Below are 25,973 nucleotides of genomic sequence, written 5' to 3'. Positions count from 1 at the left end.
ACACACAGCGACGTGTCGCAGGGACAACGGCACCTTTGTCACTTCCCGCTTCAGGGGGATTGGCTTTTGGGCTGCCACACCACCGTTACCTGGGAAGACCGGCCCCACTCGGTTCAGGACACTTTTGACGCGAACCCAACCTGGCCCTCAGTCCGCGCCTTCGAGCGTGTGCACCCGCATGCCGACACGGTCGCGCGCGGGTTCCTTCCACGGCGCGCGCGCCAGCACGCGGCGGCCGTCCTTGAGGCCCGTGGTCCAGCGGGCGCGCAGGCGTGAGTCACTGAAGTCGATGTCGCGCCACGAGTCCTCGCCCGGCAGTGCGCGCATGACGAGGTGGACGATGTCGATGCGCGAGTCGCAGCCCAGCGCCAGCAGCTCCTTCACGGCCGGGTCGGCGGCCGTCTTGGCGTCCAGCTTGCGGCCGACAAGGCGCAGCGCACGGCGCAGGTTCTGCAGGCGTTCGTGGTCGTCCAGATGCTCCAGGATGCGGCTGGCGTACTGGATGTCCTTGTAGCGCGTCAGCGCCTGGGCCATGGTCTGCGGTGCGGCCTCGCTGGCGTCCCACAGGTCCACCATGAAGCACAACGTGTCGCGCCGCTCGCTGTCGTCCAGCACGACGTCCAGCGGCGTGTTGGAGTAGATGCCGCCGTCCCAGAAGGCATCCTTGCCGATCTGCACCGGCGCGAAGCCCGGCGGCAATGCGCCACTGGCCATCACGTGCTCGGGGCCGATGCGCGTGTGGCCGTCGCGGTTGTCGAACAGGGCCAGCTCGCCCGAGCGGACGTTGACGGCACACAGCGTCAGCCGCGTCTCGGCTCTAGCGATGCGTTCGAAGTCCACCAGCTCGCGCAGCGTGGCGGCCAGCGGCGCTGTGTCGTAGAAGCCCAGCTCGGGCAGGGGCGCGCGGCGGTTCATGTCCCAGGCCTGGGGGCCGCGCGGCTTGAAGAAGCCGGGAATGCCGCTCGTCAGCGTCTGCCAGGTCTGCAGGCTCTGCTGCCAGACAGCGGTGAACGGGTTGACCGGCAGGTGCGGCGACAGCCCCGGCCGCGTCACACGGTCCCAGAAGCTGCGCAGCGCCTTCAGCCGGTCCGCCGGCGCATTGCCGGCGATCAGCGCCGCGTTGATGGCGCCGATGGACGTGCCCACCAGCCAGTCGGGCTGCAGGTTCGCATCCTCCAGCGCCTCGACGAAGCCGGCCTGGTAGGCACCCAGTGCACCACCGCCCTGGAAGACGTAGACGGTTTGCGGCGGGCGCTTGGGGGTGGCCATCAGCCGAGCGTCACCGTGTCGTCGCAGGGGATGGCCCGGAAGACCTCCAGGGCCTCCGCAGCCGCCGCGTGCGCAACGAGCCGCGGGAATGCATCAACCGGCGCGGCCTCGGGCAGCACAAACTGCGTGAAGGTCCAGGCCACGCCGACCGTGATGCCCGACTGGCGGATGCCGGCTTCGCTCGTGTCCAACGGTTGCGCCGCCAGCTCGGTCTCCAACTCGCGGTAGGCCGCGTTCAGCTGGCCGGAGACGCGCGCTATCCACGGCTCGTGCCGCTTCTCGGCCGGGCGCAAGCCGCGTTCGTAGATGATCTGCGCCGTCTTCTCGCAGGCCGCCAGCGCCAGGCCGATCAGGCGCAGCTCGCGCACCAGCAAGGCCGGGTCGCTCGGCATCAGGCTGCGGCCGGCCAGGGCCTCGGCGTAGATCAGCTGCAGCGTCGAGTCCATCAACGTGCTGTTGTCATCGCAGATCAGCGTGGGCGCCTTGACGACCGGGTTGATCTGCCGGAAGGCATCGAAGCCGCGGAACACCGAGATGGCCGCGTGCTCGAAAGGCAGGCCCAGCAGCCGCATCGAGATCGCGACGCGGCGCACGAAGGGCGAGTCGAGCATGCCAATGAGCTTCATGAGACGCCCTGCTTCGCGATGACAAAGTCGAGGTCACGCAATATCTGCTCCAGCGCCTTGAGCCCATGCTTGCGCTCGATCTCGGCTTCCATCACGCGGTTGTAGGCGTCCGCGTGGGCCTGGGTCAGGGTCGTGGGTGTCTTGCCCTTGTTGACCGAGGTGATGCCATAGCGCTGTTTCAGCCGCTCGGCCTTGGCGGGCGACACCGCGGCACCGAAGGTCTCCAGCTGCAGCAGGCCGGCCTCGATGTCGGCACGCGCCTTGGCCTCGCCACGCTCGGCGGCCCCGGCCGGGTTGCCGATGCGCAGGTCGACGGCCGCGATCAGCTGCCGCTCCGGCTTCGCCTCGCCCTCCCGAACCCGAAACCGGTTGAAGAGAGCGAACACGATGGCCACGGCCAGCAGACCGCACAGAACGGCCACCGTGCGGATGCCGGTGCGAGACCGGCGCCATCCCGCGCCCAGGCGCTCGTCGGCCAGGGCCACGGCCATTGGCGCGGCGGGTTTTGCTGAATCCATGGACTGCATCAGTTGCTAAACCCCCGATTGTCGGCCAGCGGCGCCAGAGCGGCCCGCACGCGGGCTTGCCATGCGCCATGTTCGGCCGCGCTCCAATCCGGCCAGTGCCCAGACTCCGCTTCGAGTTCGGCCGCCAGGGCTTGCAGGTCAGCGAGGCCAGACACCACGGCCGCCAGACTGAGCTGGGCCAGCCATTCCTGCGCTTCACGAGCGCGCGGGTAGGCCGCAAACAGCCAGGCGGCAACCTCGGGCCGGGCCCGCCAGTCCGCGCTGCCGAAGCGCTCGATGGCCTGGGCGGTGAGGCGCTGGCCGGCGCCCAGGCAGTCGAAGGCAACACAGCCGGCAAAGCCGCGGTCGATCAGCTCGGCATGGATGCCGCAGCGGTGGTCGGCGCAGAGGTGTTGGCAGGGCGTTTCGGCAGGCTTGTCGAAGCCGAAGCCCTGGATCTGATCGAAGGGCGGGATCACGCAGCACAGCGCCGCGCAGGCCGAGCAGTCGGCCTTCAGGTGCGGTGGCAACTGCCACGGGCGAAGGGTCACTGCGCGTCGTCCGACACACCCACCATCCAGCCCACGCCAAAACGGTCGTTGACCATGCCGAACAGCGGTGCCCAGAAGGTCTTGCCCAGCGGCATGGAGATCTTGCCGCCCTCGGCCAGCGCGGCGAAGGCCTCGCGGGCGGTGTCCGCGTCCGGGCAGTCCAGCGACAGCGAGAAGCCCTTGAAGCTGCCTTCGCCGCTGCACATGCCGTCGGACATCATCACCAGCGCGCCGCCGATGTGCACCGAGGCATGCATGATCTTGTTCTCCGAGCCCGGGGGCAGCATGCCGGGCGGCGGCGGCTCGGGGCTTTCGGAGTTGCGCATCATGAATTCCACCGTGGCGCCAAGCGCCTTCTTGTAGAACTCGATGGCTTCTTCGCAGCGGCCGTCAAAGAACAGGTAGGGGTCGATCTTCATCGCGGTCTCCGGTGATGAGAGTTGGACAACTCTACGGATTCTTGAAGTCGCCGGCTGTCGAAATGATGAAACTCTCGGCCTTGATGTGTTTGCGCCAGGCTGCGTTGGCCTGCTCGACGGTGACCGCACTCAGCTTGTCGTCACGCACTTGCGCGGCCGCCCAGGTTTCGCCACGTTCGGCCAGGCTGCTCAGGCCGCCGGCCAGCGAACCGGGGTCGGAACGGCCCTGCTTGCGGCCCTCCAGGATGTCTTTCTTCGCGCGCGCCAGCTCGGCGGCCGTCACGCCGTCAGCCGCCATGCGGGTCACCTCTTCCTGCACGACGGCGATGACGCGCTCGCGCTTGTCCGGCGCATAGCTCGCCTGGATGGCGAAGCTGCCGGCATTGCCCCAGTAGCCGGCGTTCAAGGACGAGCCGACACCGTAGGTCAGGCCCTCCTTCTGGCGCACGCGCTCGGACAGCCGGCTCTCCAGCCCACCACCGCCGAAGATGTGCACGGCCAGTTCGAGCGCCGGATAGTCAGCGTCCTCGGCATTCAGCGGCAGCGTCTGGTGCAGGCGCACGATGGCATTGGCCTTGTCGCGCGCGATGGCGTCGAAGCGCGCCGGCGGCACGGCCAGGTGCTGCGGGATGTGGCGCACGAACTTCGGCGCGGCGGGCTTCTTCCAGTCGCCGAAGAGCTTGTCCACCTCGGCGGCCAGGCCGTCGGGCAAGGCGCCGACGACGCTGACCTGGGCCTCGTTGGTGCTCCAGTAATCGGCATAGAAGCGCTTGATGTCGTCCAGCGTCGTCGCCTTCAGGTTGGCGATGCGCTCGTCCACGCTCATCACGTAGTCCGGGTGGCCCAGCGTGACGCCGCGCGCCTTGTTGTAGTGGCCGCGCGTGGCCTCCTGGCGCAGCACGCCGGGCTCCTGGCGCGAGGCCTCGATGCCGGCCAGCGCAGCCTTGATCTCACGGTCGAAGGCGTCCTGCGGCATCAGCGGCTTGCGCAGCGCATCGGCGGCCACGCGCAGCGCCGGCAGCAGCGTGTCGCGCTCGGCGCTGATGAAGATGCTGGCGCCCTGGTCGTAGCTCGTGATGTTGAGGTTGGCGCGCAGCTTGATGAGCGCGTCCTGCAACTGCTGCTTGCTGTAGCCGGCGCTGCCCTCGTCCATCAGCTGGCCCACCAGGCCGGTGCCGTTGCGTGCAAAGGTAGCGTCGCGCTCGCCCCAGCGCAGTTGCATCTGCAGCACCACCGTGTTGCCGCGCGTCTGCTTTTGCAGCGTGTGCATGGCGATGCCGCTGGGCAGCGTCGCGCGCTTCATGCGCGACTCCAGCACCGCCGGCACGGGTTCGAGCTGCTCGCCCTCCTCCACCTTCGGCGGGCCCTGGAGCGAGGCCAGGCGCTGCGCCAGTGGCGGTGCGGCCGGGATCTCGACGCGCTCGACGGCGTCGGCCGGCAGATAGCGGCCCAGCGTGCGGTTGGCGGGCCGGAAGTAGGCGGCGCGCACGCGCTCGACGTCGGCCAGCGTGACCTTGGGAATGTCTTCCATCAGTTGAAAGAGCAGCCGCCAGTCGCCCGCCGCGATCAGCCCCGAGATCTGCTGGATCAGCGCCTCGGGGTTCTTCATCTGCTGGCGGTAGCTGTTGACTGCGATGTCTCGCACGCGCGCCAGCTCGCTCTCCTCGAACGGCTTGGCCGTGCGGCCCTCGGCCAGGTCCAGCAGCAGGGTCTCGACCTTGGCCACGTCGGCACCCGGCGGCAGCACGGCGTAGGCGCTGGTGGTGCCGGGTTCGGCGCCGCCCGCGCCGCCAATGCCGGCAGCCACCGTCAGCTTGGGCTCGACGAGCTGCTTGTAGAGCTGGCCGCTGGGCTGCAGGCTCATCAACAGGCCGTAGACGATCAGCGCTGCGGTGTCGGGGTGGGTGATGGCCGGCACGTGATAGGCCGCCAGCAGGATGGGCTGGCCGCCCACGCGGCGCACGACGACCGTGCGCTCGCCGTCCTGCGGCGGCTCCACGGTGTAGGGCTGGGGCACGGCCGCGGCCGGCTTGGCGAGGCCGCCGAATTGCCGGCCGATCAGCGCCAGCGTGGCCGGCTTGTCGAAGGCGCCGGCGATCAGCAGCGTCGCGTTGTCGGGGCGGTAGTAGCGCTTGTAGAAGCCCTGCAGCTTCTCGATGGGCACGTTCTCGATGTCGCTCTTGGGGCCGATGGTGGCGTGGCCGTAGGAGTGCCAGGCAAAGGCCGCGGCGCCGACGCGCTGGTTCAGCACGGAAAAGGGCTGGTTCTCGCCGCGCTCGAACTCGTTGCGCACCACCGTCATCTCGGTGTCCAGGTCTGCCTTGGCAACGCGGCTGTTCACCATGCGGTCGGCTTCCAGGTCGAGCAGGAAGGCCAGCGTGTCGGCGTTCGCGTTGAAGCTCGCGAAGTAGTTGGTGCGGTCCACCGTCGTCGTGCCGTTGAAGCGCACGCCGCGCTGGGCCATCGCGCCGGGGATGTCCTTCTGGCGGGCCGTGCCCTTGAACAGCATGTGCTCCAGCAGGTGGGCCATGCCGTACTCGCCCGGCGCCTCGTGGCGGCTGCCGACGCGGTAGGTGATGTTGACGGTGGTGGTCGTCTGCGTCGCGTCTGGGAAGAGCAGCAGCTGCAGGCCGTTGGGCAGCGTGTATTCCTCGATGCCGCCGAGCTCGCGCACCGGTGTCGGTTGCACCGCCACCGGCGCGGCGACAGCCTTGGCCGCGGCAGGCTTGGCCTTGGGCGCCAGTTGAGCCTGCGCCGTACCTAGCGCCAGGCTCAACAGGGCGATGCCCAGGGTCTGGGGCATCCACCCATCCATCTTGGAACTCATCTGTCTCTCTCCAGGCAGCCGCATGCTCGGCTTGGCGGCGATTCTGCGTGCTTTTTCCCGGCCGGCCGTTCGTCAGTTCCCAACGCCCAGTTTGGTGCGATTGCGGGCACCCGATCCGGGGTTCACACTGCTGGGCCGGCGCGTGACGCCCCGGCAGGGGGTTGCCATGACACATCGCCTCTCACCCCGGCGGCGGCGCCACGCCGTGGCGTTGCTGCTATTGGGCCTGCTGGCCCTTGCCGCACCCAGCGCCCTGGCCCAGTACCCGGCCGTCTGGGTCGGCGGCAGCGGCGCCTGGCTGGCCAAGAAGCCCGGTGACTGGCTGATCACCAACTTCAGCAGCCCCTGGCAGCTCTTCCCGGACAACAACGGCAGCAACTACTTCTTCGCCACCATCCCGAGCGGCCACGTGGCGCTGAACGTGGACATCATCCCGGGCGACAACGGCGTGCCGATCAGCTTCCTCGGCGTCGAGGTGTCCACGCTGGCACTGGGCAACGGTGCCGAGCTGACGCTGCAGAACCAGGCGACGCTGGCCGTCCAGGGCATCAGCCAGGTCGGCGGCCTGCTGCACAACGACGGGCTCATCCGCCTGACCGGCACCTCGGCGCTCAGCCTGCCCTTCGTCATGCCCATCACCGGCGGCGGCGAGATCGTCATGGCCAGCGAGGATTCCTTCATCAGCGGCGTGGTTGGCGTGCTGACGCACAGCTCCGGCCACACGATCTCCGGCTTCGGCCAGATCACCGTCGCGACGATGTTCAACCAGGGCCTCGTGATGGCCGACACGCCGGGCAAGGCGCTGAAGTTCACCGGCGGCTACCTGGACAACAGCGGCCTGCTGCGCGCCGGCAACCGCGTGGCGGGCGACCCCGGCGGCGAACTGCGCATCAAGGCCGTCATCGGCATGAAGAACAGCGGCGAGGTCATCGCCGAGAACGGCTTCCTGAAGATCGAGGGCCGCACGCTGGACAACAGCGGCCTGGTCGAGTCGCAGCTGCTCGGTACCGTCGTGCTGCAGGACACGGACATCAGCAACAGCGGCGGCGTGCTGCGCGTGCTCACCGGCGGTGCCTTCGCCTTCAACGGCAGCAACATCGTGCGCGGCGGCACGCTGGAGGCCGAGCCCGGCAGCCTGCTGTGGGTGGCCAGCGGCCGCACCGAACTGCGCAACGGCATCACGCTCAAGGGCCTGCTCAGCGCCGACGGCGGCACGCTCAACTTCCATGATGCCGACATTACCCTGCCCCAGGGCCGCATCGCGCTGGCGGCCGGCACGGTGGCCACCACCAGCGGCACCAGCAACAGCTTCCACGGCGGCACCTGGCAGGGCAGCGGCCGGTTCAACGTCACGGCCGCCAGCTTCTGGGACGGCGTGGCCAACCCCATCACGCTGAACGGCCCCACCATCGACCTGCACAACAACACGCACCGCGTGGCCGGCAGCCTGGTCAACAACGGCCGCATCTCGCTGCTGGCCGACACCGGCTTCAACCAGGAGCTGCGCCTGCTGCTGCAGGCCGACACCGCGTTGACCGGCACCGGCGAGCTGGTGTTTGCGGCGTCAAACGGTGGCCCCACGGTCATCCGGGCGGCAGACCCCAGCTTCAAGCTGACCAACGGGCCGCAGCACCGCATCGCCGGCAGCAACGGCGTCAACGCCACCATCTACGCCGACCTCGTCAACCAGGGCCTGGTGGACAGCGCCAGCGCCGCGCTGCAGCTGTGGAGCGCGCGGGTGGACAACACCGGCACGCTGCGCTCCAGCGGCGGCCAGCTGCAACTCACGCGCGGCGGCGGCAGCTTCATTGCCAACGCGGGCGGGCGCATCGAGTCGCTGGCCGGCGGCAGCGTGCTGTTTGCCGGCCCGTCCATCACCGTGGCCGGCGGCACGCTGGGCGGCAGCGGCGACTTCCGCAACGGCGGCAGCCTGCTCCTGGACGGCGCCAGCCTCGGCCCACTCGCCATCGAAGCCGGCACGGCGCTGACCTCCTACAACGCGCAGCTGACGCTCGCCGGCCGCATCGTCAACGACGGCACGCTCGGCATCCTGGATGGCACGCCCTGGCTGTCTGGCCCCGTGCGCCTGCAGGTTGCCGGCATCGTCGATGTCGACGGCAGCGGCCGGCTGCTGGTGGCCGGTGGCAACGAGAACCTGATTTCCAAGGCCAGCAGCGACGCGCTGCTGCGCATCGGCAGCGCGCAGGCCCTGACCACCCTCGCCAACAGCTCGGCAACGCTGCAGGTCGACCTCGTCAACCAGGGCCTCGTGGAGTCGCGCGGCGCCAACACCAGCCTGTTCGCCCCGGTGGCCAGCATCCGCAACACCGGGGTGGTGGGCGCCTTCGACGGCGCCACCTTCAACATCGGCCTGGGCGACGCCGACTCGCTGATCGACAACCGCGGCGGGCGCATCGAAACGAACGCCGGCAGCGTCATCAGCCTGTCGGGCAGCCACCCCTCCAACGTCGGCACGACGACCATCCTCGGCGGCACGATCGCCGGCGCCGGCCGCATCGACGCCTACCGCTTCGCCGTGCTGGACAGCCTCGCCATCGACGCGGGCGCCACCGTGCGCACCGGCAGCGGCAGCAACCTCGGCCTGCTGGGCAGCATCACCAACGACGGCCTCATCGAGGTGAACGACGGCACGCCCTGGCTGTCCGGCAACGCGCGGCTGTGGATAGGCGGCGACGTGCTGCTGAGCGGCAGCGGCCAGGTGAAGTTCTTCGGCACCGAAGGCCTCATCGACCCCGGCAGTGCCGGTGGCAAGCTGACGCTGGGCAGCGGCCAGACCCTCACGACCGCCGTCGGCGCGCAGGGCACCATCAAGGTCGACCTCGTCAACCAGGGCCGGGTCGAATCGCGCGGCGCGGCCTCCAGCCTGCTGGCCCTCGTCTCGAGCATCCGCAACACCGGCGTGCTGGGCGCGGCCGACGGCGCCAGCTTCAACATCGGCCTGGGGCAAGCCGACACGCTGATCGACAACACCGGCGGCCGCATCGACGCAGGTGCCAACAGCGTCATCACGCTGTCCGGTGGCCATCCGTCCAACACCGGCACGACGACCATCCTCGGCGGCACGCTGACTGGCGCTGGCCACATCGACGCCGCCCGCTTCGCCATGCTGGACGGCAGCGGCACCGAAGCACTGACGATTGCCGCCGGCGCTACCGCGCGCACCTACAGCGGCAGCAACCTGGGCCTGGTGGGCAGCATCATCAACAACGGCACCATCGAGGTGTTCGACAACACCTACTGGACCTCGGGCCCTGCGCGGCTGTGGGTCTCGGGCGACGTGCAGCTGACCGGCTCGGGCCGCGTCCAGTTCATCGCCACCGAGGGCCTGATCGACAAGGCCGGCAGCGGCTCGCTGCTCAACATCGGCGCGCAGCAGACGATCACGACCGACGTGGGCGCAGCCGGTCTCATCACGGTGAACCTCGCCAACCAGGGCCGCGTCGAGTCGCGCGGCGCCAACGCCTATCTGCAGGCCCAGGTGGCCAGCATCCGCAACACCGGCGTGTTGGCCGCGGTGGATGGCAGCCTCTTCAACATCGGCATCGGCAACGCCGACACGCTCATCGACAACGCCGGCGGCCGCATCGAAGCCGGCGCGGGCAGCTTGATCTCGCTGTCCGGCGGCCACCCGTCGGTCACCGGCGTCGTCACGATCAGCGGCGGCACGCTGGCCGGCGCCGGCCGCATCGACACCAACCGCTTCGCGGTGCTGGACAGCCTGGCCATCGACACCGGCGCCACGGTGCGCTCCAACAGCGGCAGCCGCCTCAGCCTCAACGGCACCATCGCCAACAACGGCACGGTGGAGATCTACGACGGCACCTACTGGCTGTCGGGCAATGCGTACCTGCTGGTCAACGGCCAGGTCAATGTGCAGGGCAGCGGCCGGCTGCTGGTGGCGGCGGGCAACGAGAACGTCATCGCCAAGGGCACGAGCGATGCGCTGCTCGCCATCGGCAGCGGCCAGACGCTGACGACCGCCCTCGGCAGTGCGGGCGTCGTGCAGGTCGACCTGCTCAACCACGGCCGCGTCGAGGCGCGCGGGGCCAACTCGACGCTGGACCTGAAGCTGCTCGCCGTCACCAACCGCAGCATCCTGGCCGCGGCGGACGGCGCCGACCTGCGCATCGGCCCGGGCAATGCCAACACCGTCATCGACAACCACGGCGGCCGCATCGAGGCCGGCACCGCCAGCCGCGTCTTCCTGGCCGACGCGGGCCACCCGGCCAATGTCGGCGTCACCACCGTGCAGGGCGGCGTGCTGGGCGGCACCGGCACCTTCTTCATGCAGCGCGCGGTGCTGTCCAACGGCGTGCACATCGCGCCTGGGCAGTCACCCGGCCGGCTGGACTTCAACGGCACGCTGGCCATGGACCCGCTGGGCAGCCTGCAGATCGAGATCGGCGGCACCGTGGCCGGCAGCGGCCACGACCGAGTTCACGTCACCGGCCAGGCCCTGCTGGCCGGCGCGCTGGAGCTCAGCCTATGGGGCGGCTTCATGCCGGCCGCGGCCGATGTCTTCACCATCCTCAGCGCGAATGCCGTGAGCGGTGCCTTCGCCAATGTCGTCAACGGGCAGGTCACCTTCTCAAGCGGCAGCTTCGACGTGCTTGTCAGCGCCGTGGACGTGAAGCTGCTGCACTTCACGGCCGCCGCCGTGCCTGAGCCCGGCACCATGCTGCTGTGGCTGGCCGGCGCCCTGCTGTTGATGGCTTGCAGGCGGCCCGGCAGCCACCGCACGTCTGCATTCGCGCCCTGACCCGCCGCCGAGACCCTCTGACCCTCCAACAAGGAACGCTCATGGACACCTCCCCGTACCACGACGGCATGCGTGCCCTTCAAGATGCCCGCGACACGCGCGGCATCGCCGACCGGCTCGCGGAGGTCACGCTGCGCTCCGCGTTCACGGACGAGGACCGCGCCTTCATCCAGGGCTGTGCGATGTTCTTCGTCGCCAGCGCAGACGCGCAAGGCCAGCCGGACTGCTCGTACAAAGGCGGCTTGCCCGGCTTCGTGCGCGTGCTGGACGGCCACACGCTGGCCTTTCCGGACTACGACGGCAACGGCATGTACCGCTCCTGGGGCAACGTCGCCGTCAACCCGCAGGTGGGCCTGCTGTTCATCGACTTCGAGAAGCCCCGCCGGCTGCGCGTGAACGGCACCGCGCGCATCAGCGCCGATGACGAGCTGATGCCGCAGTTCCCTGGCGCCGTCTTCATCGTGCGCGTCACGGCCGAGGGCATCTTCCCCAACTGCCCGCGCTACATCCACAAGATGGCGCTGACCGAGCATTCGGTCTACGCACCGCACGAAGGCCACACGCCGCCGGTGCCGGCCTGGAAAAGCTTCGACGTATTCCGCGACGCGCTGCCGGCACGTGACCGTCAGGGCTGAGTTTTAGAGCCTGGCCAGCAAGGCCGACACCGCATCCACGCTGGCCGGCTTGGTCAGGTGCTCGTCGAAGCCCGCCGCGCGCGAGCGCTTCTTGTCGTCCTCCGACCCCCAGCCCGTCAGCGCCACCAGCAGCGTGGCTGCGAAGCGTGGGTCCTGGCGCAGCAAGGTCGCGAACTCATGGCCGCTCATGCCCGGCATGCCGACATCGCAGAACACCGCCTCGGGCAGAAAGTCATCCGCCTTCTGCAGCGCCGCCTGGCCGCTGTTCTCCACCTCGACCGCATGGCCCGACAGCGACAGCAACATGGCCAGCGACGTCGCTGCGTCGTCGTTGTCGTCCACGACGAGGATGCGCATCGCCTTGGCCGGCACCGGCTCGGCCGAGGCCGGCTTTGCTGCCGGCTCGGCCTCCTGCGCCGCCAACGGCAACTCGATGGTGAAGGTGCTGCCCATGCCCGGCCCCGCGCTCGCGGCGCCGACCCGGCCACCGTGCAAGGACACCAGGCTCCTGACCAAGGCCAGGCCGATGCCCAGGCCGCCCTGGGCGCGCTCCAGCGAGCGGTTGACCTGGGCGAACATGTCGAAGACGCGCGCGATCATGTCGTGCGGCAGGCCGACGCCACTGTCGCGCACGGTCAGCACGGCCTCGCTGCCAATACGGCCCAGCGTGACCTGGATGCTGCCGCCGTCCGGCGTGTACTTGGACGCGTTGTTCAGCAGATTGCTCAGCGACTGCGAGAGCCGGGTGAGGTCACCGTCCACCCAGAGTGGCTCGTCCGGCAGCGCCACGGTGAGGTGGTGGCCGCCGCGGGCCACCAGCGGCTCACAGGCCTCCAGCGCCATCTCGACAACACGCCGCATGTCCAGCCGCTCGCGCTGCAGCACCAGCTTGCCGGTGGAGATGCGCGACACCTCCAGCAGGTCGTCGACGAGGCGCAGCAGCTGGCTCATCTGCCGGTCCATCATCTCCGTGACACCCTTCAAATGCGCTTCGTCCTGCCCGGGCCGTGACAGCAGCTGCAACCCCGTGCGGATCGGTGCCAACGGGTTGCGCAGCTCATGCGCCAACGTGGCCAGGAACTCGTCCTTGCGCTGGTCGGCCAGGCGCAGCGCGCGGTCCGCGCGCACCAGGGAGTCGATCTGGTCGCGGATCTGGTATTGCGAGCGCCGCCCACGCAGCGCCGTGCGCACCGCACTGACCATGGCGCGCGCCGACGTCGGCCTGTCCAGCATGGTGAGGTTGCGCAGCCTGGCCTCACGCAGCGCGGGCGTCTCCATGCCTTGGCGGCACAGAGCCAGCACGGGCAGGTTGGACCACGCGGGCTGGCGCTCCAGCGCGTTCAGCAGCACCCCGAAGCCCGGATCGGCAAGGGTGACATCGGTGATCATCAGCGCACCGGCGCCTTCGAGCATGAGCTCCTCGGCATGCCGCCAGCCCTTGCCCACGACCGCGGCAACGCCGGCCTCGCCCAGCAGCTTGCGCGTGACGGCGCCGTCACGCGCCGTCGGCGCCAGCACGATGACGCATTCGCTGTAGGCGCTGTCAGCGTCTTGCGTCTCGGTCATCGTCGAAGTCAGCCTTGTGCTTCACGGGCGTCTGGATCTCGACAGGCACACCGGTCAGCACGCCACGCAGATGCGTCAGCGGCGGGCCCAGGTGCACACCCCGCTCGTTGAACCAGAGCTGGCGAATGGTGTCCTCGTGAGGGCCGCTGCGCTTCTTGATCACCGAGATGGCCTTGCGCACCGCGCCGGCATGCTCATACATGCGGAACAGCACGACGGCGTCGGCCAGATAGCTGGTGTCGACCGGACTGCGCATGCCCATGCCCAGCATGCCGGACTGCGCCGCCACGAGGAAGGTCGCCACACCGTGGTTGTTCAGATAGCTCAGCAGCTCGTGCAGCTGGATGGTCAGCGCGCGCTCCTCGGGCATCGCATTCAGATAGCCATTCAGGCTGTCGATAACGACGACGGTCGCACCATCCCTCTCGACAGCCTCCCGCACGAGGTTGGTGAACTGGCTGGGCAGCACCTCGGCCGGGTCGAGCTGGCGCACATTCACCTGGCCCGGCCCACTGCCCTCAACGATCGAAATGCCCAGGCCTTTCAGCCGGTCCAGCAGCAGGCTGCGCGACTCCTCGAAGGTGAAGACAGCGGCATGAGCACCGCGCTCGGCAGCAGAGATCGCATATTGCGTGGCGATGGTGGACTTGCCTGAGCCTGCCGGGCCGATGAGCAGCGTCGCCGTGCCGCGCTCAATACCGCCGCCGAGCAGTTCGTCCAGCGCGGCCACGCCGCTCGGCACCACATCGCGTTGGTAGGGCACGCTGTGGTCGCTCGGCGTCAGGCGCGGAAACACGTGCATCCCACCGCGCCGGATCAGCGTGTCCTGATGCCCACTGATGAAATCGCTGCCGCGGAACTTGGTGACGTGCAGTTGCCGCAGCGCAGGGCCGTAGGCCGGCACGATGCGCTCCAGCGCGATGACACCGTGGGCGATGCTGTGCGTCTGGGCGTCGATGCCATCGCCGGATCGGTCATCCAGGAACAGTGCGGTGCAATTGCGGCCGACGAAGAACTGCTTCAGCGCCAGGATCTGGCGGCGGTAGCGCAGCGAGGTCTGGGCCAGCAGGCGCAACTCCGACAACGAGTCCAGCACCATGCGGCGCGGCTTGCAACGTTCGACCGCCTCCAGGATGCGCTTGGTCGTCTCATTGAGCTCCACCTCTGACGGGTGGTACATCGTCAGTTCGGAGTCGCCGAGCAACTCATCCTCGCCGACGACGAGCTCAAGGAGTTCGATCCCGTCCAGGGACCAGCCATGCGAAGCGGCACTCGCGCGCAGCTCGTTCGCCGTCTCGCTGAGCGTCACATACAAGGTCGGCTCACCCTCGCGCGCGCCCTGCATCAGGTACTGCAGCGCCAGCGTCGTCTTGCCGGCACCCGGCACGCCATCGATCAGATAAAGCCGACCGGCAATCAAACCGCCGTGAAGGACATCGTCTAAGCCCGGCACGCCACTCGCTGATCGGGTGTTTCCCGCGGTCATCAGGTTCTCCTGTCGGCATGGGGAGAGCCAGGGATTGGCAAGCCGGTACCGCTTGCAAATCAGTGTATGCGGGCAGGGTGCGTGGGGCGGCCCTCTAACGGCGGAGGCCGTGTCAGACAAACACCCTGTAACCCGTAGGCCACCACGCGCCGGCGCGCACGTGAATATGCCCCGGCAGCCCTAGGGAGGCGCCTGCGGCAGGCCCCGCCTAGCTTTGTTGCGAGGCCCTGGGCACCTCGCCGCCCACCGCCTGCCGAAGAGCCGCACCGCGTGCGGCTCGCCCCATTTCCATGCATTTCAAGGAGGCACACCATGGCCACCACTCCCAAGCCGACCCGCCCCGGCCTCAACCCCATTTCCACCGCGGCCGAGCTGCTTCGCCCCACGGCCGCCGACGACAACGAGCCGCTGGACGACGACTTCCACTTCGTCCTCGGCGAGCTGCTGGCCGCCTACAAGCCGGTGCTGGAGGCCGACCTCAAGCGGGCCGACTCACCCGACGCCCTCATCAAGGACGCACTGGCCAACCCACCCAGCTGCGAAGACGAGTTCACGCAGGCCTTCGCGCTGTTCGAGCGCTTCAGCAACGAGGAGGTGGCACAGCGCCTGTTGCCCGCCGACGTGCGCGCCGAGCTCGGCTCCATCGAGCGCTGGCGCTGGTGCCTGCTGCACCTGCGCTGCTGCATCGTCTTCGGCTGGCTGATGTGCCGCGGGCCGCGCTCCTTCCGTGGCTCCAGCTACTACCTGTACCGCTACTGGCGCTGCGTGCGCGAGGTGCTGGGCGCGCCGGTGAGCAACCCGCCCACGGCCGTCGAGCGCGCCGACTTCAGCCAGCTCGTGAAGGCGCTGGCCACGGCCTACAAGCCGTATCTTGACGACCAACTGGCCAACGTCGAGTTCGCGCAAGGCCTGCCCGAGCAAGTGCTGTCCGGCCAGGTCGACTGCTTCGAGGACGGCGACGCCAACACGCAGATCCTGGAGCGGCTGCTCAGCACAGACACGGCCGCCGCGCTGATGGGCCGCGAGCTGATCGCCAAGCACCGCGCCGACCCCTTCTTCTGGTTCTGCCGCTGCTGGTGCCTGTGCGCCATCCGCTTCGGCTGCTGCCTGGCGCGCGCCCGCAACCTGCGCGACGTGTTCCGCTGCCTGCGCAGCTACCGCGCCTGCCTGCGCCGCTGCCAGCGGCCGCTGCACTGCGCGCTCACGGCCCCAAGCGGCTGCGTGCGCGGCGAGACCGACATCCTGCCCGGCCGCATCCTGGAGCCCGTGCATGGCGATGCCGAGGGCAGCAACTTCGGCCACTACCTTATCGAGGTACGCAGCCCCGGCGGCAACCTGCTCAGCGGCTGCGTGGTCTACCCCAACAACCTGGCCCTGCCCGACGTGGCGGCCACCCAGGGCAACTTCTCGGTATCGGGCGGCACGCTGGGCTGGGTGGACACGCGCAAGTGCGCGGTCGATGCCGGCATCGAGCTGCTCACGTCCACCACCTTCACGCTGACGCTGCGCGTCTTCGCCAGCAACGGCGCCGAGTTGCAGCCGCCCTGCACGGGCAGCTTCTCGCTGTCGGTCAACGAGGTCTACATCAAGCGCGTCAGCTCGCCCTGGTCGGTGGACTACACCAACCCCGCCGAGCCGCTGCGCGCCAGCGACAGCGCGGCGGCCGTGCTGTCAACCATCGGCGGCGGCATGCATGTGCGCGGCGCGGCCAACATCTACGGCTGCCTGGGCGAAAAGATCCGCGAGTACACGATCTGGGCCATCCCCGACCCGACGTTCAGCGAGCCCCAGCCCGCACCGTTCACCCCCATCGTGCCCGGCGGCAGCTGGCGCCTCGTGACGCACATCGAGTTCAACCCGATGAGCATCGCCCAGCCCAGCGGCCCGCCCATCAACTACACGGCCGACCAGGTGCGCAGCAGCAACGTGCTGGACGGCGACCCCACGCCCAGCGTGCTCACCAACGTGTGGAGCGCGCGCAGCGAATGCATCTGCGTGCACATCGACTCCATCAACTTCTGCACCTGCTGGAACGTGCCGTCGCTGGCGCCCAGTGCCTTCGACAGCAACAGCCTGCCCAAGCAGGACCCGCCCAACCAGCAGGGTGCCACGGGCAAGTTCAGCTTCCTGCTGCAGGTCATCGACACGGCCGGCAACACCTACTACGACATCCAACGCGCGTGGGTGGACAACGAGCCCATCCAGGCCAACATCGTCGGCATCGGCAACCAGGCGCCCTGCTCGGACATGTACACGCAGACCCCCGAAGGAGTCTTCAAGACCGTCGACATCCGCGGCTACGCCTGGGACCAGTACATCGACCGCGGCGACCTCAGCGCGCCAACGAGCAACAACTTCGACAGCTACCAGGTGCGCTTCGTCAAGCAGGGCGCGGTGTCACCGCTGGTGATGCTGATCAACTCCACCAACACCGTGCCGGCCCGCGCAGCGGTGCTGCCGGCCGAGAGCCTGTCCACCGGCACGCTCACGCCGTGGAACCTGCAGGTGCTGGACGCCGCCAGCAACCCGCTCGGCCTGCCGGGCGACCAGCTGCTCGGCCCGGGCGAAGCCTGCGTCTACAACGTCATCCTGGAGGCCTGGGACAAGACCGTCGTCAACGAGGGCACCGTGCACTACTCGGGCTGGGTGCTGTTCCCGATCAAGATCATCAACGGGCCGGAGCCCGTCTGAGATGAGCATGAGCTGGGACGAGCTGGGCTTCTGGCCGAGGCTGGTTCTGGCCGTGCTCGCGGCCTGGCGGCTGACGCATCTGCTCGCGGCCGAGGACGGGCCCTTTGGCCTGGTGCTGAAGCTGCGAGCACGTCTTGGCAACAGCGTGTGGGGGCAGTTGATGGACTGCCCCTACTGCGTGTCGCTGTGGGTCGCCCTGCCGCTGGCACTGCTGCTGGCCACCGACTGGCTCGGCTGGGCCTTGAGCGTGCTGGCACTGTCGGGCGCCGTCTGCATCATCGAAGCCGGGCTGGACGCCCGCGCCTCGCGGCACAAGGAGAACTGACATGGGATGTTGCGGACAAGGCCGGGCTGCGCTGCGCCAGGCCATGAACACGTCACCAGCGACGGCACGCGCCGCAGCCGGGCCGGCCGAGCGGCGGGTGCTGGTGCATTACCGGGCCAGTGCGCCGGTGGTCGTGCGGGGTGTGGCGAGCGGGCGGCTGTATGAGTTCGATGCGCGCCAGCCGACGCTCTATGTCGCTGAAGGGGATGCGGCGGCGCTGCTGAGGTCGAGGTGGTTTGAGCGGCAGGATTGAGGCCGCGCGAACTACTTCACCACGAGCAATGCCGGCACTTCCTCCGGTGGCACGGGGCGGCAGAAGCCGAAGCCCTGCATGAGGTCGCAGTCCATGGCGATCAGGGCCGCCTCGTCCGCCGGCAGCTCGACACCCTCGGCGACGACGAGCATGTGCATCGCATGCGCCACGCGCACCATCGACTCGACCAGCGTGTACGAGTCAGCATTGCTCGACAGCCCATGCACGAACAGCCGGTCGATCTTGAGCTTGCGGCAGCGGATGCGGCGCAGATAGGCCAGCGAGCTGTAGCCGGTGCCGAAGTCGTCGATGGCCAGGCCGTAGCCCAGGCCCTGCAGCGTGAAGACGAAGGAGTCGGGCTTGTCGATGTCTTCGAAGCCCGCGCTTTCGGTCAGCTCGAACTCGACTTCATCCGGGCCCAGCTGCAGCGTCCTGAGCTGCTGCAGGAAGCGATCGCGATGCTGGGCCTTGCGGCACTGCTCCCAGGACAGGTTGATCGACACGACGGGGTATTTCACACCGAGGTTCTTCCACGCATCCAGGTCACGGCGCAACACGGCCAGCAGCGCCAGGCCAAGGTCGACGATGAGGCCCGAGCTCTCGGCCACGGGAATGAACTCCGCCGGAGACACCCAGCCCCGCACGGGATGCCGCCAGCGCGCCAACGCCTCCATGCCCAGCACGCGGCGCTGAGCGTCGTACTGCGGCTGATAGGCCAGGCAGAACTGGCCCTGCGCCAGGGCCACCAGCATGTCGTGCTCCAGCGCCAGCCGCGAGCGCAGGGATTCGCCGATCTGCGGTGTGAACAGCTGGAAGCTGTCCTTGCCGAGTTGCTTGGCGTGGCGCATCGCCGCGTCGGCGCAGCGCATGGCCTCGCTCGCGTCCTGCGCGTGCTCGGGCAGGGAGGCAGCGCCCACGCAGACATGCAGGGGCAGCCAGTGGCCGTCGTAGGACACCGGCCGGGTCAGCTCGGTCTGCAGCAGCGCGACGTGGGCGCGCAACGCCTCGCCCTCCAGGCGCGGCGTCAGCAGCATCGCGAACTCGTCGGCCGACAGGCGCGCCACCTGGTCCCCCTGCCGGCACAGCAGACGCAGGCGCTGGCTGACCGCCTGCAGGACGGCGTCGCCGGCGGCGTGGCGGTGCTGGTCGTTGATCTGCTTGAAGTCGTCCAGGTCAAGGATCAGCAGCGTGGAAGCCTGCTGATGCTGCAGCGCGCGCTCCAGCAGGCCGCGCATGTGCTCGCGATTGGGCAGGTCGGTCAGCGCGTCGAAGCGGGCGATGTAGCGGGTGCGGCGCTCCACCTCCTTCATCTGCACGCGCAGGCGCTTGGACATCCACCAGGCCAGGCCCGCTGTCGCCAGCAGCGTGCCCAGCGTGGCAGCCAGGAAGCGGCCCAGGTCCATCCACATCGGCAGGCGACTGGCCTCGATGGCCAGCAGGCCGACCTCGCGCCCGTCGGCCATCACCGGCACCTCGACCTTCGCGATGCCCGCCACGTCATGCAGCCACAGGCGGTCGGCCGGCGGGCGGGAGAACTGGGTGAAGGCGCTGCCGTCGTTCTTCAGCAGCCTGGCGTGAACGATGGCCGGACTCTGCTGCAACGCCAGCAGGCTCTCGCTGGCGTCGCTGCGACTGTCGAAGACCATGGCCGCGGACACCGTCTGCGCGACGATGCTGGCCTGCGTGCGCAGGTCCTCGTGCTGGCGATCCAGAAGCCGCCAGTACTGCAACAGGCTCAGCACCAGGGCGAAGGCCAGCAAGGCCGCCAGCGCGATCATGAGTTCGCGCAGGCGGTCGAAGGCGTCGATGTATCTCGGCTTCATGGGGCGGCTGTCTGGTGCCGCACATAGCGGGCCAGCCTCAGCAACTTGGTGCTGACGGTGAGCCCGCCGCGGCGGGCGGCGTCGAGGTCCACGTCGAAGACGATGCGGCCGTCCTCGACCTGCAGGTTGATCATCGCGCCCTGGTCGAACATCAAGGCCACGTCGGACACGACAAGCACGGGCAGGTCGGCGACCTGCTGCCGCAGGCCGGCCAGCGGGGCCGGCAGGTAGAGCAGATGGCAACTGGCCAGCGAGTCGCCACGGCCCAGGTGGCGCACGTCGACGGTGAGCTGCCGGATGGGCCGGCCGGCCAGCCCCTGCAATGCACCCGCCATGCGCCCCTCCCCCAGCGTGCACAGCTGCAGGCCGCGGCCCGGCAGCTCTCGCTCGGCCGGCCAGGTCACGAACATCAGCACACGGTAGACGACCTCTGCCTTCAGCGCCTCGGGGCTGCTGCCCTGCGCAAAGGCCGGCCGGGCAAGCGACAGGCCGGCCGCCAGCGCACAGCCGGCGAGCCATCGCCAGCGCGTGCTGTGGGTCGGGGCTGCCTTCTGCCAGGGCATGCTGTTGCTCAGAGCGTGATGCGCCAGTCCAGGCGCCAGGTACGGGCCGGCTGGGGAATGGCACTCAACGGGGTGTCAGGTGTCGACGGATCGAGGTTGCGGTGGTCCAGCGCGTTGTTCACGTGCAGGGACAGGCTCTGGCGTTCGTCGACGCGGTAGCGGAGGTGGGCGTTGAGGCCGACGGTGGTCGGCACCTCCACCCGGCCCAGGCGCGGGCCGAGCAGATGCCATTCGAGGCCCAACTGCATGCCTTTGTACTGCGGCGACACGAGATGCCCCTTCACCATCCAGGTCGGCGCGTTGCTCAACCTCTCGCCGCTCTCGTTGCGGGCGTCCATCCAGGAGGCGCTGGCGCGCCACAGCCAGCCATCGCTGGCGCGCTGCTCCACGCCCAGGTCCACGCCGCGCAGCCTGACGCGGCCGACGTTGCGGTACTGCACCACCGCGTCAGGCTCGTTCGTCAGCGGCACCAGCTCGATCAATCGGTTCATGCGCGTGTAGTAGGCGTTGGCGCTGAGCGCCTGGCCGCCGTGCAGCAGGTATTCCCAGGCCGCTTCGGCCGAGTTGAGGCGCTCGGGCTTCAGGCTCGTGTTGCTCACCTGGGAGATGCCGCCGTCGTCGTAGAAGCGCTCGTAGAGGTTGGGGGTGCGGAAGGACTGCGCCCACATCAACTTGAAGGACTCGCGCTCGTCCGGGCGAAAGGCCAGCACGGCACGCGGCGATGCAGCGAGCGAAAAACCACCCACGTGATCCAGGCGCAGGCCGGTGGTCAGGTGCAGCGTCGACGACAGCCGCCATTGGTCCTGCGCGTAGACAGCCGCAGAGTGCTGGTTCACGCGGGAATCCAGGCTGACCTGGTAGGGCTCGACGTCGTAGTTGCGCTGCACGCCATAGGGCGAGGTGCGCAACTCCGCGCCCACCATCACCTGATGGTTGAGCAGGCCGCGCCACTGCATGCGGCCTTCCAGCGTCGTCCATTGCGCGTAGGCCACGTCCTTGTTGATGCGCTCGGGAGACGGGCCGAACACATAGCGGCCCCGGAAGTCATAGCCCGCGACGTTGAGCCTGACCGTGCGGCGCACGTCGCCTTGCCAGTCGTCGTCGTAGGCCACTTCGCCAAGGACCAGGCTGTCGCTGTAGTGGGTGCCCGGCGCACCGGCCACCGTGCCGTAAGGGGCGGTGGGGGCGTCCTTGTCGCGGCGCACCGCGTTGAGCGAGACGCGCCAGGCGCCGTTGCGGTACTTGGCGAGCAGCGCGGCCTGTCGCTCGCCGTCCAGGCCGCGCACCCAGCCATCGGGCGTGCCCAGCTCCGGCAGATAGAGGTCGGCGCCCGCGGTGCTTTGCAGATTGACGCCAACGAAGAGATCGCCGCCGGCAGCTGAAGCCGCGCCGTAGTGCATCTCGACGCGGCGCTGGCCCAGCTGCCCCACGCTGCCCTGCGCGGTCAGGCCCCGCGCATCGGCACCGTTCAGCGTGACGACGTTGACAACGCCCAGCAGCGCATTGCTGCCATACACCGAGGAGCCGGGGCCATGGACGAGCTCCACCCGCTTGACCCACTCCGCGACCATCGGCAGCTCCAGCTGCGGCAGCCCCTGGTCATAGATGGCGTCGTTCACCCGCTGGCCATCGATGGCCATCAACACACGCGAGCTGTAGTCGCCCGGGCGATTGAAACCGCGCAGCCCCAGCGAGCTGTAGGTTCGGGAGTTGCCGAGGTAGACGCCCGGCAGGCGGGCCAGTTGATCGCCCACCGTCTGGTGCCCCAGCGCGTCGGATTCCTCACGCTCAAGCACGCTCACCGATGCCGGGGCGTCCATCAGGCTCTGGGCGAAGCGCGAGGGGCCCTGCACTTCCCGTTTCAGAAGCGCTTCGAGCGCCTTGTCATCGGCGGATTCCGGGGCAGGGGCGGCGTGAGCCGCGAGAGTCAGGGCCAGCGAGGTGAACCAGGCTGGCGCAAATATGCGGCTTTTCACGATTTCGGTCGCCGTCGCGGGAAGACGGCCGAGGGGAAACGGAGCGGCCAGCTTAGCTTCGGCGAGCGCCGAAGTCGCTGTCACATGTCACGCTGACCGGGCATTCAACAGCATCGTCTCAGCGCCGCCACGGTGCACTGCGGATCGCTTCCGTCGCCAGCGCCTCTGGCAGCGCTTTCGCGAACAACCACCCCTGCCCGACCTGCACGCCCAGCTGCTCCAGCAGCGCGGCCTGCTTCTCGTCCTCGACGCCTTCGGCCAGCGTCTGCTTGCCCAGCGCCAACGCCAGGCCGACGATGGTGCGCACGATCTCTTGCGCCTCGCGGCCGGCGGCCAGGCGGATGACGAAGCTGCGGTCGACCTTCAGCGTGTCGAACGGGAAGCGGTGCAGATAGGCCAGCGACGAGTAGCCGGTGCCGAAGTCGTCGATGCTGAGCTTGAAGCCCATGCGCGCCAGCTCCTGCAGCACCTCGGCGCTGCGCTGAGGGTTGGCCATGGCCATGCTCTCGGTTACCTCCAGCTTGAGGCGGTGCGTGGGCACATCGCCCAGGGCCGCGAGCGTGGCGCGGGCGTCGGCCAGCAGTTCGAGGTCGCGTTCCAGCTGCACGCCCGACAGGTTGACAGCCACCTCGCCGGTAAAGCCCAGGCGCTGCCAACGCCTCAGCTGGCCCGCGGCCTCCAGCAGCGCCCAGCGGCCGATGGCGCAGATCTGGCCGCTAGCTTCGGCCACCGGGATGAAGTCGCCCGGCATGATCAGCCCACGCTCGGGGTGGCGCCAGCGGATCAGCGCCTCGAAGCCGAGCAGCGCTCGATCTGACAGGCGCACAAAGGGCTGGTAGTGCAGCTCGAACTCGGTGCCGTTGGCCAGGGCCGCGTCGATGGCATCCCGCAGCCAGCGGCGTGACTGCTCGACGAGTTGCTCCGCCGGGTCGAACTCATGCATGTGGCCAGGCCCACCGGCCTTGGCGCGGGCCAGGGCGCCTTCGGCGGCCGTCAGCAGTTCGTCGGCCGTGGCCGGGCCGTGGCGGCGCTGGGACCAGGCAATGCCGGCCGTGAGCTGCAGCATCGGCATGGCGACGTTGAACGGTTGCTGCAGCAGGCCCTGCACGCCACGCGCCAGCTCGGCGGCGCTGTCGCCGCCGGCCAGCAGCAGGGCGAATTGGTCGGGCCCCATGCGGGCGACGAGATGACGCGCACCGAAGGCCGACTTGAGCCGCGCGCCCAGCTCGGTCAGCACCGTGTCGCCCACGACCGGCCCGTGGGTTTCGTTCAGCGCGCGAAAGCCGTCCAGGCCCAGCAGCAGCAGCCCGGTCTCGGGCGCCGGCACACCGGTCAGCAGCTGCGTGAGCTGCTCGCGGAAGAGCACGCGGTTGGCCAGGCCGGTGAGGCGGTCGTGCAGGGCGTCGAAGCTGATCTGGCGCTGCAGGCGCTGGCTCTCGGAGATGTCGGTCAGCGAGCCGGCCATGCGCACCGGCTTGCCGTCTTCACGCACCGCCAGGCCCCGCGCCAGCAACCAGCGCTCCTGCCCGCCCTGGTTGAAATGCAGCACGTAGTGGAACTGCAGGCTTTTGCCCTCGAGGTGGGCCTGCAGCTCGGCGTCGAAGGCAGCGCGCGCGGCGGGCTCCAGCGGCTGGGTCCAGGCCCGGATGGCGTGGCCCGCCTCGGCGGCGGACAGGCTCATCAGCGCCAGCCAGCGCGGCGAGTAGTAGACCTCGCCCGTCGTCAGGTCCCAGTCCCACAGGCCGTCGTTGGCACCCTGGGCCGCGAGGGCATAGCGCTGTTCACTGGCGGCCAGGCGTCGGGCTGCGTCACGGCGCTGGCTCTGCTCGATGCCGGCACGCAGCGCGCTGCCGCCCAGCGTCGCGACGGCCAGGGCCAGCAGCGGCGGCGCCAGCCAGAAGACGAAGTACCGGCTCTCGAAGGCCCACTGCGCGGCACCGAGCAGCGCCAGCACACCCAGGACGATCAGCGCCAGCGCCAAGCCCAGCGGCAGGCGCGCCAGCAGCAGCACCGCCGCCAGCGGCAGCAGCAGCACGGCGGCCAGCTCGGCCGCACCGCCCCAGGCCGGGCGCACGAGGCTGCGGCCGGTGAGCAGGTTGTCGGTGACGGTAGCAATGCGCTCCATGCCGGGCAGGCGGGCGTCGAAGGGCGACGGCAGGTGGTCGCCCGCCGCCAGGGCCGACACGCCGATGACGGCAATGTGGCCGCGCAGGCGGGAGGGGTCGACCTTGCCGCCCAGCAACTCGGCCAGGCCCACGCTCTCGAACGGGCTCTGCGGGCCACCCCGGCCGTAGTAGTTGACGCTGGTGCGGGACAGTTCGTCCAACGGCAGCGCCAGCGCTTCGCCAACGCTGACCTCGGCACCGAAGCGGGCACGGGCCTGACGCCAGTCGGCACCGCGCGCGAAAGCGGCCAGGCGCAGCGGCAGCGAGGGGTAGACCTCGCCGTCCAGGCGCAGCACGGGTAGGTCGCGGCGGATGCTGCCGTCGCTGCCGGGCCGCACGCTGATGTGGCCCAGAGCCGCGGCGGCCTCGGCGAGGCCCGCCTCCGGCGCGATGAGGCGGGCCGGCCGGTAGTAGCCCTCGCTGCGTTCCAGCGCGGCATCGCCCTCGTAGCGCAGCAGCGCCTGGGCCAGCACCGGGGCCGGTACGGCGGTGGCCTTGCCCTCGTCGGGCAGGGAGAAGGGGATCAGCACGCAGGCGCAGGCCTTCATGGCGGCCCCCAGCGCGGCGCTGCTCTCGGGCGTGCCGCCCCCCGGCAGCAGCAGGATGTCCAGCGCCACGGCGCGCGCGCCGCCAGCATGCAGGGCCTGCACGGCGCGAGCCAGGTCGGTGCGGTCGGGCACGCGGCCACCCAGGGCCTCGAAGGCGTCGTCGTCCACCCGCACCAGCAGCAGCGGCAGCTCTCTGCCCGGCGCCAGCGGGCCACGCCACATCGTGCGCCAGTCCTGCAGCCAGTGGTCGGGCCGCTCCAGCGCCGGGATGTCAGCCCGCCAGGCCGCCATGGCCAGGCCCAGCAGCGCCGCCGCCAGCGCGATCAGCAGATAGCCGAGGCGGGACCTCAATCCAGTGACCCCAGTCGCTGCTCGACGCGCTGCACTCTCTCCGCCGTCCAGGCCACGGGGGCGCCGCACTGGCCGGCGTCGCAGCGGGTGCCGTTCAGCCCCTTGGCCAGGCGCACCGGCTGGCGCGGCTTGATGCCGCGGGTCTGCGGGCCGGCGGGCTCGACGTCGACCTCGCCGGTCTTCACGTGCACGGCGGTGGCGCGGTCGTCACCGAACTCGACGCTGAACTCGGTGCCGCGCACGGCCGTCACGGCGTTGGGCGTGCGGACCTTCCAGCTGCCGCCGGCCGCCGGCGTCACGCGCTGGCCGATGAGGCCAAGCTCGAGCAGCAATTCGGCCTCACGCGGCTTGGCCGCTCCGGCGCTGAAGGCTTCAATGCGCAGCTGGCTTTTGTCGGCCAGCACAAGAACGGAGCCGTCAAGGAACTTCAGCCGCACGCGGCCTGAGGCGCCCGTGCGCAGCGTGGCGCCAACGTCGAGCTTGTCGCCCACGGCCAGCGCCGGGCCGTCCACGCGCTGGGCCTCGCCGCTCACGGCCATGACCTCGCAAGCCTGCTGGGCAAAGGTCGCGGAGCTCAACAGGGCAAGGGACAAGACCAGGGACTTCATGACCA

18 protein-coding genes are annotated in these 25,973 nt (G+C 69.6%); 5 read left to right on the top strand and 13 right to left on the bottom strand.

Features of this window, described 5'->3' with window-relative positions:
* Positions 1–147: 147 nt before the first annotated feature.
* From AC07V5_RS20055 to AC07V5_RS20030, 6 genes are read right to left on the bottom strand one after another with little or no spacing between them, the layout of a single operon-like run.
* On the bottom strand, positions 148–1,269 hold the full coding sequence (locus AC07V5_RS20055) for a patatin-like phospholipase family protein (RefSeq protein WP_495117474.1): 1,122 nt from the start codon (positions 1,267–1,269) through the stop codon (positions 148–150).
* On the bottom strand, positions 1,269–1,895 hold the full coding sequence (locus AC07V5_RS20050) for a glutathione S-transferase family protein (protein WP_495117473.1): 627 nt from the start codon (positions 1,893–1,895) through the stop codon (positions 1,269–1,271). The genes AC07V5_RS20055 and AC07V5_RS20050 overlap by 1 nt, the downstream gene beginning before the upstream one ends.
* Positions 1,892–2,413: a hypothetical protein gene (locus tag AC07V5_RS20045; protein WP_495117472.1), complete on the bottom strand. Its 522-nt coding sequence runs from the start codon at positions 2,411–2,413 to the stop codon at positions 1,892–1,894. Before AC07V5_RS20045 ends, AC07V5_RS20050 begins: the two co-directional genes overlap by 4 nt.
* A gap of 8 nt (positions 2,414–2,421) precedes the next feature.
* Entirely contained in the window at positions 2,422–2,952 is a 531-nt protein-coding gene (locus AC07V5_RS20040; RefSeq protein WP_495117471.1) for a hypothetical protein, read from the bottom strand.
* Positions 2,949–3,371: a VOC family protein gene (locus tag AC07V5_RS20035; protein WP_495117470.1), complete on the bottom strand. Its 423-nt coding sequence runs from the start codon at positions 3,369–3,371 to the stop codon at positions 2,949–2,951. The genes AC07V5_RS20040 and AC07V5_RS20035 overlap by 4 nt, the downstream gene beginning before the upstream one ends.
* A 31-nt stretch (positions 3,372–3,402) precedes the next feature.
* Positions 3,403–6,198 (bottom strand): M16 family metallopeptidase, encoded by a 2,796-nt coding sequence (locus tag AC07V5_RS20030; RefSeq protein ID WP_495117469.1) that lies wholly within the window; start codon positions 6,196–6,198, stop codon positions 3,403–3,405.
* Positions 6,199–6,364: 166 nt separating this feature from the next.
* Here AC07V5_RS20030 and AC07V5_RS20025 point away from each other — a divergent pair, with 166 nt between their 5' ends.
* Both AC07V5_RS20025 and AC07V5_RS20020 read left to right on the top strand, forming a co-directional pair.
* Positions 6,365–10,978, top strand: coding sequence for a beta strand repeat-containing protein (locus tag AC07V5_RS20025; protein ID WP_495117468.1), 4,614 nt, complete (start codon positions 6,365–6,367; stop codon positions 10,976–10,978).
* 41 nt (positions 10,979–11,019) lie between these two features.
* Complete coding sequence (locus AC07V5_RS20020; RefSeq protein ID WP_495117467.1) at positions 11,020–11,613, top strand: pyridoxamine 5'-phosphate oxidase family protein; 594 nt, start codon at positions 11,020–11,022, stop codon at positions 11,611–11,613.
* 3 nt (positions 11,614–11,616) lie between these two features.
* Here AC07V5_RS20020 and AC07V5_RS20015 read toward each other — a convergent pair whose 3' ends face one another.
* The gene (locus AC07V5_RS20015; RefSeq protein WP_495117466.1) at positions 11,617–13,179 is read right to left on the bottom strand and encodes a hybrid sensor histidine kinase/response regulator; all 1,563 of its coding nucleotides are present in this window, start codon (positions 13,177–13,179) and stop codon (positions 11,617–11,619) included.
* Positions 13,157–14,665, bottom strand: a complete 1,509-nt coding sequence (locus tag AC07V5_RS20010) for a DUF7125 family protein (protein ID WP_495117465.1) — start codon at positions 14,663–14,665, stop codon at positions 13,157–13,159. Before AC07V5_RS20010 ends, AC07V5_RS20015 begins: the two co-directional genes overlap by 23 nt.
* 312 nt (positions 14,666–14,977) lie before the next feature.
* Between AC07V5_RS20010 and AC07V5_RS20005 the strand changes: the two genes are divergently transcribed.
* Genes AC07V5_RS20005 through AC07V5_RS19995 form a run of 3 tightly spaced genes read left to right on the top strand, consistent with a single transcriptional unit; the run spans position 14,978 to position 17,934 of the window.
* A complete protein-coding gene (locus AC07V5_RS20005) occupies positions 14,978–17,356 on the top strand; it encodes a hypothetical protein (protein WP_495117464.1) in 2,379 nt (792 codons plus the stop codon).
* A 7-nt stretch (positions 17,357–17,363) separates the two neighbouring features.
* A complete protein-coding gene (locus tag AC07V5_RS20000) occupies positions 17,364–17,681 on the top strand; it encodes a DUF1360 domain-containing protein (protein WP_495117463.1) in 318 nt (105 codons plus the stop codon).
* A gap of 1 nt (position 17,682) precedes the next feature.
* Entirely contained in the window at positions 17,683–17,934 is a 252-nt protein-coding gene (locus AC07V5_RS19995; protein ID WP_495117462.1) for a hypothetical protein, read from the top strand.
* Between the two features lie 11 nt (positions 17,935–17,945).
* On the opposite strand, the gene AC07V5_RS19990 is transcribed toward AC07V5_RS19995, so the two are convergent.
* From AC07V5_RS19990 to AC07V5_RS19970, 5 genes are all read right to left on the bottom strand, one after another.
* Positions 17,946–19,757: a putative bifunctional diguanylate cyclase/phosphodiesterase gene (locus tag AC07V5_RS19990; RefSeq protein WP_495117461.1), complete on the bottom strand. Its 1,812-nt coding sequence runs from the start codon at positions 19,755–19,757 to the stop codon at positions 17,946–17,948.
* A complete protein-coding gene (locus tag AC07V5_RS19985; protein WP_495117460.1) occupies positions 19,754–20,320 on the bottom strand; it encodes a YfiR family protein in 567 nt (188 codons plus the stop codon). Before AC07V5_RS19985 ends, AC07V5_RS19990 begins: the two co-directional genes overlap by 4 nt.
* An 8-nt stretch (positions 20,321–20,328) precedes the next feature.
* Positions 20,329–22,296, bottom strand: coding sequence for a TonB-dependent receptor plug domain-containing protein (locus AC07V5_RS19980; protein ID WP_495117459.1), 1,968 nt, complete (start codon positions 22,294–22,296; stop codon positions 20,329–20,331).
* 118 nt (positions 22,297–22,414) lie between these two features.
* Entirely contained in the window at positions 22,415–25,360 is a 2,946-nt protein-coding gene (locus AC07V5_RS19975) for an EAL domain-containing protein (protein ID WP_495117458.1), read from the bottom strand.
* Positions 25,357–25,968, bottom strand: a complete 612-nt coding sequence (locus AC07V5_RS19970) for a FecR family protein (protein WP_495117457.1) — start codon at positions 25,966–25,968, stop codon at positions 25,357–25,359. Before AC07V5_RS19970 ends, AC07V5_RS19975 begins: the two co-directional genes overlap by 4 nt.
* Between the last annotated feature and the right edge of the window lie 5 nt (positions 25,969–25,973).

Source organism: Roseateles sp. GW821-FHT02E12, from assembly GCF_059421665.1.
The sequence above is the reverse complement of the archived record's forward strand: the minus strand, read 5'-3'. Positions and strand labels throughout refer to the sequence as shown.